Origin of the sequence: uncultured Jannaschia sp., from assembly GCF_947494055.1 — a bacterium.
In the GTDB taxonomy this organism is placed as follows: Bacteria; Pseudomonadota; Alphaproteobacteria; order Rhodobacterales; family Rhodobacteraceae; genus Jannaschia.
The window spans coordinates 20,843-27,368 of sequence record NZ_CANLTR010000043.1 but is presented as its reverse complement, the minus strand read 5'-3'; the positions used below and the strand labels follow the sequence as shown (position 1 = coordinate 27,368).

4 protein-coding genes and 3 pseudogenes are annotated in these 6,526 nt (G+C 65.4%); 3 read left to right on the top strand and 4 right to left on the bottom strand.

The window, feature by feature from the left end; translation table 11 throughout:
- Nucleotides 1-107 (bottom strand): annotated as a pseudogene (locus Q1A87_RS19800) (transposase); the annotation flags it as partial.
- Between the two features lie 236 nt (nucleotides 108-343).
- Between Q1A87_RS19800 and Q1A87_RS19795 the strand changes: the two are divergent.
- Nucleotides 344-1,057: pseudogene (locus tag Q1A87_RS19795) on the top strand (IS66 family transposase); the annotation flags it as partial.
- A gap of 22 nt (nucleotides 1,058-1,079) precedes the next feature.
- Here the strand turns inward: Q1A87_RS19795 and Q1A87_RS19790 are convergent.
- Both Q1A87_RS19790 and xrtD read right to left on the bottom strand, forming a co-directional pair.
- Nucleotides 1,080-1,285, bottom strand: a pseudogene (locus tag Q1A87_RS19790) (IS481 family transposase); the annotation flags it as partial.
- 98 nt (nucleotides 1,286-1,383) lie between these two features.
- Nucleotides 1,384-3,000, bottom strand: coding sequence for a VPLPA-CTERM-specific exosortase XrtD (gene xrtD, locus Q1A87_RS19785; RefSeq protein WP_299655469.1), 1,617 nt, complete (start codon nucleotides 2,998-3,000; stop codon nucleotides 1,384-1,386).
- A gap of 285 nt (nucleotides 3,001-3,285) precedes the next feature.
- On the opposite strand from xrtD, the gene Q1A87_RS19780 reads away from it, so the two are divergent.
- Nucleotides 3,286-4,611, top strand: a complete 1,326-nt coding sequence (locus Q1A87_RS19780; protein WP_299655465.1) for a glycosyltransferase — start codon at nucleotides 3,286-3,288, stop codon at nucleotides 4,609-4,611.
- Nucleotides 4,612-4,741: 130 nt separating this feature from the next.
- Nucleotides 4,742-5,722, top strand: coding sequence for a glycosyltransferase family 2 protein (locus Q1A87_RS19775; protein WP_299655462.1), 981 nt, complete (start codon nucleotides 4,742-4,744; stop codon nucleotides 5,720-5,722).
- Between the two features lie 3 nt (nucleotides 5,723-5,725).
- Here the strand turns inward: Q1A87_RS19775 and Q1A87_RS19770 are convergent, their stop codons facing one another.
- A complete protein-coding gene (locus Q1A87_RS19770) occupies nucleotides 5,726-6,394 on the bottom strand; it encodes a serine acetyltransferase (RefSeq protein WP_299655459.1) in 669 nt (222 codons plus the stop codon).
- Between the last annotated feature and the right edge of the window lie 132 nt (nucleotides 6,395-6,526).

Here is a 6,526-nt window from a genome sequence, read left to right as displayed (position 1 = left end):
GCATCGAGAACCAGGTACGTGATCTGGCCGAGAGGCCGGGTGCGCCAGGCCTCCAGCTCGTCGTCGAGCAGCTTCGCTGCGCGGCTGACCTGGGTCGAGGACAGGCTGTCGAGACCGACTCGCGCATCACCCGCTCGGCCTCTCGGGTCGCGGCCAGCCAGAAGCTGGTCCAGCAGATCCTTCTCGATTGCCATGTGATGCTCCTCTCCGTTCCATCATCATGGCCTCACACACAAGATTCCTTTCAGTCCCCCAGAATGGACCGCCCCTGCCGGGGCCGGCCCCGGCAGGGGCTCACGGCACCATCGCCAAATGAATTTCCAGACCTCAGGTTACAGTACCTCCCAACCGGCACCTCGCCGGCTGGCAGGGTATTCTGCAAGCCAATGCCTATGGCGGCTACAACGGCCTCTACCGAGGCGACCGCGATCCCGGGCCGGTCACCAGCGCGCTGTGCTGGAGCCACGTCCGGCGGAATTTCTTCGAGCTCGCCGATATCAAGGAGAAGGCCCGGAAGAGGAAGCCGGCCCACGAGATCTCTCCCTTGGCCCTGGAAGCGGTCAAGCGGATCGACACGATCTTCGACGTGGAGCGCGGGATCAACGGCCTGGACTCCGCGGCGCGGCTCGAAGCGCGGCAGCGCCTTGTCCGGCCGCTGGTCGACGATCTCCACGACTGGATGCGCGACGAACAGGGCACGATGTCCAGGCATAACCCCGTCGCCAAGGCGATCGCCTACATGTTCGAGGCGGACCGCTGGAGGGCCTTCACCCGCTTTCTCGACGACGGCCGGATCTGCCTGACGAACAACGCGGCGGAACGGGCGCTGCGGGGCGTCGCCCTCGGTCGGAAGTCATGGCTCTTCGCCGGCTCGGATCGTGGCGGCGACCGCGCCGCCTTCGTGTATTCCTTGATCGTCACCGCGAAACTGAACGACATCGATCCCCAGGCCTGGCTGGCCGACGTTCTCGGCCGGCTACCTGGCACCACCGCTTCCAACGTGCTGACCCTGCTACCGTGGAACTGGCGAACCTCAGAGCATCACCAAGCCGCGTGACCGCGGCCTACGCTGAATGCTTACTCTCCTCCGCCTCGGTCAGGACAGTGGACCGTCGTTCCTTCGGCCCGGTCTTCATGTCCTCGACTGTTTGACGCTTGCGCCACTTGGCAACGGTCTTGGGATTGATCCCTAGCTCAGCAGCTGCGCGAGCGAAGCTTGCGATCGCTGTATTGCACCTCTGACGGCGTACGTGGTCGTACCGCTCCCGTGACGAACCTGTCCCATAGTGCTTCCTTTCATTCCCTCGAATGGATCACACCATCAAACCGTGGAGTCAGACACCTAAGGTACGGCGACCCTTAGATAAGGCCGACCTTCTACTTCTACGTCGCCGGATCGCCTTCCGGAATGAAACGCGGCAGCGGAGCCACCAGTTCGTCGAGGACGCTCTGCAAACGGGCCTCGGCGGCGGCGTCGTCCTCGGTCGGGGCGATCAGCGTGGTCAGGCGGACCAGCGCGCCGTCGGTGCGGCCGGTGCGGATGCCGTCGAGCATCAGTTGGAACTTTGCCTCGAAGTCCCAGGCGATCCGGCGCTCCTTCTGCTGGAACCAGTAATAGACCATCATCCGCGTCTCGCCCATCTGGATGATCGCGCGGTTGAGCTCGAAGGGCCGGTTGCTGCCCATCTCATCGGCGACGTCGGTCCGCTCGAGCCAGGCAATCTCCCAGCCGGAGCCGGGCAGGCAGACTTCGGGTGAATGCACGCCACCCTTCGACTGGTCGTCGTACCACGCCATGAAGAGGCCCACCGTTTCGGCCGCGCCGGGCCGGGCCAGCGTGACCTGGTGGTAGTCGTCGGCGCCGAGCACGCCCTCGACCTGCTTGTCGAGGAACTGCCGCGGGCCGACCTGCTCCCACTCGCCCAGAGTCCGCGGGAAGAGCGCGAAGCTGTCGCGCGGCACCGGGCCGGTATTGCGTTCGGGCAGGGCGGTAAAGGCCGCCGCGGCGCCTAGAAGCAACACTGCCGAGGTGATCAGCGCCGCCGAGGGCCAGACAAGGCGGATGCGCAGGAATTGCGGCACCAGCCCGTCCATCTCGAGATCCAACGCCTCCGACAACGAGCGGTGGTCGGAGCCGAGCTTCATCATCGCCCAAGCGAGGACGAAGAGCAGGACCACGCAGGCGATGAAGATCACCCAGCCCTCGAAGAAATGGGTGAACCCCTCGAGCCAGTCGAGCCCGTAGGTGTTGGCGATGTAGCCGCCGATGGCGATGCGCACCGAGTTCATCACCACGGTGATCGGCACCGCCGCCAAGAGCAGCACTGCCTTGTGCCAGACCGGCCCGCGGTAGAGGCAGGCGAAGACGTAGGAGAATGACATGATCGGGAACAGGTAGCGCAAGCCCGAGCAGGCCTCCGCGACGTGCAGTTTCACCACGCCCAGATCGATGATGTTGCCGTCGAGATAAACCGGCACGTCGATCATCCGCAGCATCGAGACGCCGAGCTCGGAGGAGACGAATTGCAGCCCCGTGGTCATCTTGTAGTAGATCACGCCGGGCAGCGGCAGCATGTAGACGAGGTGGACGACGCCGGGCCAGAAGTGCTTGCCCGTCTGCCAGCCGAAGGAAATCAGGAGCAGCCCGCCGACCCAGAGGATCAGAGCGTAGGCCACGATGTCGTCGATATTGGCGAGCCGACCGAGGCTGCCCATGAGGACGGCGAGAAGCACCACCGCGACCCCGGCCCAGCGGTCCCGCTTGGGGCCCGGATCAGCGGGGTATTCTTTGAGCTGACGCAGGAACAGCAGGCCCGACAGGATCGGGATTAACGGGCCGTGGCTGTATTCCGGAAGCTGCCAAGCCTCGAGCAGCGCCTCGGTGCCGGGCCAGAAGAACAGCCCTGCGCCTAGAAGCGCGATCGCTAGCCAGACAAGGCCGGAAAGCGAAGCGCCGGCCAGCGAAAATCCGGTCGGAGAGGCGGAGCTGGAGACGGACATGCCGAAAATGCCTTTCGAAAATACGCGCGGACCGATAGCAGATGACCCCCCATCCGCCAAGCGGCCCTGCCGCCTCGGCACCGCCCAAAGAGGGCGTATCATCCAGAATTGAACGAAATCCTGCCGGATGGAAACAATGAGAGTAAAATCCGGCGATCATGGACAGGCAAGTCGGATCCTTTTGCGGGATCACGTCTCGAACATCTGCGCGCAGGGCTTGGACGGCAAAGATCCCTCCTGTAGCCCTTTCGCTGAATATACGGTTCACTCCGGGAAAGCGCAGCCATGACCGAACCCCGTCTCAAGGTCCTGGCCATCGCCGAGGCCGCCAATCCCGAATGGGTCAGCGTTCCGCTGGTCGGCTGGTCGATGGCCCGTGCGCTTGCAGGCGTGGCCGATGTCCATCTGGTCACGCAGGTCCGCAACCGCGAGGCCATCCTACGCGCGGGTCTCGTCGAGGGCCGTGACTTCACTGCCATCGACAGCGAAGCGGTGGCCGAGCGTATGCACCGCCTTTCCACGATCTTACGTATGGGGGAAGGACGCGGCTGGACCATGAAGACGGCGCTCGAAGGGCTGGCCTATCCCTATTTTGAACATCTCGTCTGGAAGCGATTCGGCGCCGAGATCGCGGCCGGGGCCTACGACGTGGTGCACCGGATCACGCCGCTTTCGCCCACCATTCCCTCGGGACTCGCGCCGAAGGTGGCAGCGACAGGCACACCCTTCGTGCTGGGTCCGCTCAACGGCGGCGTGCCTTGGCCCCGGGGCTTCGACGCGGAGCGGCGGCGGGAGCGGGAATGGCTCTCCTACGTGCGGAGCGCCTACAAGTTGCGCCCGGGCCGGCTGCGGACGTTAGGAGCCGCTGCCGCCATCTTCGCAGGCTCGCGGTACACCGCCTCGGAGATCCCGGCGCGGTTCCGGCACAAGACCGTCTGGTTGCCCGAGAATGCCATCGACCCCGCGCGCTTCGATCGGATCGCGGCGCAGGCGACGGCGCTGCCGCTTCGGGGCTGCTTCCTCGGGCGGCTGGTGCCCTACAAGGGTTGCGACATGCTCATCGAAGCGGCGACGGAGCTTCTGCGGGGCGGGCGTCTCGTGCTCGACATCGTGGGCGACGGACCGATGCGCGCCGATCTGGAGCAGCAGGTAGCCGAGGCGGGCCTACGGGAGGCCGTTACCTTCCACGGACAGGTGCCGCATCAGGAGGTGAAGACTATCCTGTCCCGCGCCAATCTGCTGACCTTCCCCTCGATCCGGGAGTTCGGCGGTGGGGTGGTGCTCGAGGCGATGGCGACGGGCGTTGTTCCGCTGGTCGTCGATTATGCCGGGCCGGGCGAGTTGGTCACGTCCGATACGGCGATCACCGTGCCGATCGGGCCGCGCGACCAGATCGTGGCGGATCTGCGTGCCGCGCTGGAGGAGGTGGCCGCACGCCCCGAACGTCTGGGGCCGATGGCCAAAGCCGCCCGTCGGCGGGCGCAGACGCTGTTTACCTGGGACGCCAAGGCCCGGCAGGTCGCGGAGGTCTACGACAAGGTCACAGGCCGCCGCGCGGACTGGCCCGACCCAATTGGACGATCCGATAAGTTCGAACAATCGAAACAATAAAGCAAAATTAATTTCATTGTTATGTACATGGTGCCATTGCAGGGCGCGGAAGTTTTGCCGTCCAAGTGCGTCGGATTGCGAAGCCAGGTCCTCGACCCTAGAGATCTCCCGGCACCCCGAAGAGGATTCCATGGCCGAGATCGCCGTCATCGTCGTGAACTACAACGCGGGCGAGCTCGCCCTTGCCGCGGTCGAGAGCGTGCTGACCCATGCCCATCCGGGTCACGACGTGCATGTCCATCTCGTCGACAACGCCTCACCCAACGGTGACGGCGCGATGCTAGCCGAAGCGGCGGAGGCGCGCGGCTGGGGCGCGCGGGTCACGCTGCATCTCGAGCGCGTCAATCACGGCTTCGGGCGGGGCAACAACCTCGTGCTCGAGGAACTCGCTCGTCGCGCCACGCCGCCGGACTACGTGTTTCTCCTCAATCCCGACGCGCAGCTCGAGGGCGAGACGATCGCGACCCTCGCCGACTTCTTCGCCGCCCATCCGAAGGCCGCCGTCGCGGGCGCGCGCATCCGCCAGCCAGACAGCCCGAAGCCGGTCACGGCGGCGTTCCGGTTTCCTTCCGCAGTCTCGACCCTTTCCGCGGCAATCAATTTCGGTCCCGTCGCGCGGGCGCTCGCGCGTCACGAGGTGGCGCTGCCGGCGGACATTCCCACGCAGCGGGTCGACTGGGTGGCGGGTGCGGCGGTCTTGGCGCGGTTCGACGTCTGGCGCGAACTCGGCTTCTTCGATTCCGAATACTTCCTATATTTCGAAGAGGTGGATCTGATGCTCAGGACCGCGCGGGCCGGCTGGGAATGTTGGCACGTGGCCGAGGCGCAGGTCGTGCATGTCGAGGGCGCCTCGACCGAGGTGAAGTCCCTGGTTCCGGAGCGCACGCGGCGGCCGGCCTACTGGTACCATTCCTGGCAGCATTACTTCCGTAAGAACCACGGCCGGGGCTACGCGCTAGTCTCCGCGGCGGCTTGGACGGGCGGGGCGGCGATCAACCATGCGCTCGTACGGGTGCGCGGCGGACGAGCGATGGCGCCGAAACGGTTCTTCGGCGATTTTTGGGCCGTCGGCTGTCGACCGCTTCTGGGTCTGCCGCCTGGCCGCGTCTGAACCCTAGCCGGGTGGGCCCGTTTCCGGGGACGCCGTGTCCACCTCTGTCGGTGCGGCATCCGGAGCGATCCGGATTCGCCGCCCGCGGATTGTCGCGGGATTACCGAGCGCCGTGGCGCCTTCGGGCACGTCGTCGATGACCAGCGCATTGGCACCAATCCGCGCGTCCTGTCCGACGACGACAGCGCCCGCGATGCAGGCTCCGGCCCCAATGTCGACCCCGGCGCAAATGATCGGCAGGTCGGCCACGTCGCGCCGATTTCGGACGCCGAAGGTGGTGTTCTGCCTGATATGCACGTCGTCGCCGATTGCCCGAGCACTCAGGATGATGCCGCTATGGTGCCAGATCCGGACCCGGCGCCCGAGCTTGACTGTGTACCACAGCGACATGCCGCAGAACCATTCAACGGTCTTGAACAGGATGAGGTAGAGCAGCGTCGAGGGCGCGCGCAGAATTTTCGGCTGACCCATGCGCCAGTTGCCGAAGCGATGCACGAAGACGGCCCAGAATCCCTGCTCGAAGAAGTTGCGGTCGTGCGTGGCGAAATCCTCCGCCACCAGCGCCCAGAACCCGATCCCCTTTGGGTTCTCGTCCGTCCGCCCCCGCCGGTCGATGGGCGGGATCTCCATTGCCCGCTCCGCAGCGAGATAGGCTTCGGAAGCTCGGGTCATGCCGGGCGTCTCCTATCGGGTGGTCCGATCCGTATGAATGTTGCAGCAGGGCAAAGGGTGCAACGTATCCGGCTCGCTTCCGCGTCTGAATTCACTTCGAAGCAATTCGTTAACCCTCGTAAGCGATAGGTC